The sequence below is a fragment of the Mesorhizobium sp. M7A.F.Ca.CA.003.01.2.1 genome, from assembly GCF_003998945.1.
Lineage (GTDB): Bacteria > Pseudomonadota > Alphaproteobacteria > Rhizobiales > Rhizobiaceae > Mesorhizobium > Mesorhizobium ciceri.
Genome location: NZ_RZRA01001430.1, coordinates 1 through 868, shown reverse-complemented (window position 1 = coordinate 868; position 868 = coordinate 1). Strand labels below are relative to the sequence as shown.

Annotated in this window: 2 protein-coding genes; both read left to right on the top strand. The window is 63.2% G+C overall.

Annotated features, from left to right (window positions below):
• The coding region (gene nadA, locus EN969_RS33235; RefSeq protein ID WP_127419861.1) for a quinolinate synthase NadA at window positions 1-711 on the top strand (711 nt) is incomplete at its 5' end.
• Window positions 708-868: FAD-binding protein (locus EN969_RS36465; RefSeq protein ID WP_127419860.1), on the top strand; the 161-nt coding region annotated here is incomplete at its 3' end. The genes nadA and EN969_RS36465, both read left to right, overlap by 4 nt.

Sequence of the window (868 nt, the reverse complement as noted above, 5' to 3'; positions counted from 1 at the left end):
ATGGCCGAGACGGCAAAACTGCTCAATCCGAACAAGACCGTGCTCATCCCGGATCTCCGCGCCGGCTGCTCGCTGGCCGAATCGATCACGGCAAACGACGTGCGGCTAATGCGGCTGCGGTATCCGGGGGTCCCCGTTGTTACTTACGTCAACACTTCCGCCGCCGTAAAAGCGGAGTCCGACATCTGCTGCACGTCCGGCAACGCCAAGGCGGTGGTGGAATCGCTTGGCGTGGCGCGTGTGCTGATGCTCCCGGACGAATATCTGGCGAGGAACGTGGCAGCCGATACAGACGTCGAGATCATCGCCTGGAAAGGCCATTGCGAGGTGCATGAGCGCTTCACCGCAGCAGACATCCGGGAACTGCGCGATGCCCATCCAGGCGTCATCGTGCTGGCCCATCCAGAATGCCCACCAGACGTTGTCGCGGAGGCGGAGTTCTCCGGCTCGACCGCGGCGATGTCGGATTATGTCGAGCGTGAGAAACCGAAGCGTGTCGTCCTTCTGACCGAATGTTCGATGAGCGACAACGTCGCGGTCGCGCATCCCGACGTCGAGTTCGTTCGCCCATGCAATCTGTGCCCGCACATGAAGCGCATCAACCTGGCCAACATTCGCGCCGCACTCGAGCAGAACCGGCATGAGGTCCGGATTGATCCCGAAATTGCCGGCCCCGCCCGCCGCGCGGTCGAGCGCATGCTTTCCCTATGAGTCTGGAGGTTCGCGAAATCGCGGGGGCGCCGGTCGTCATCGGCGGCGGCATTGCCGGCCTGATGACGGCGCTTCATCTGGCGCCGGAACCGGTCGTGCTTTTGACCAACGCGCCGCTTGGAACCGGAGCCTGCAGTGAACTTGCCCAGGGCGGTCT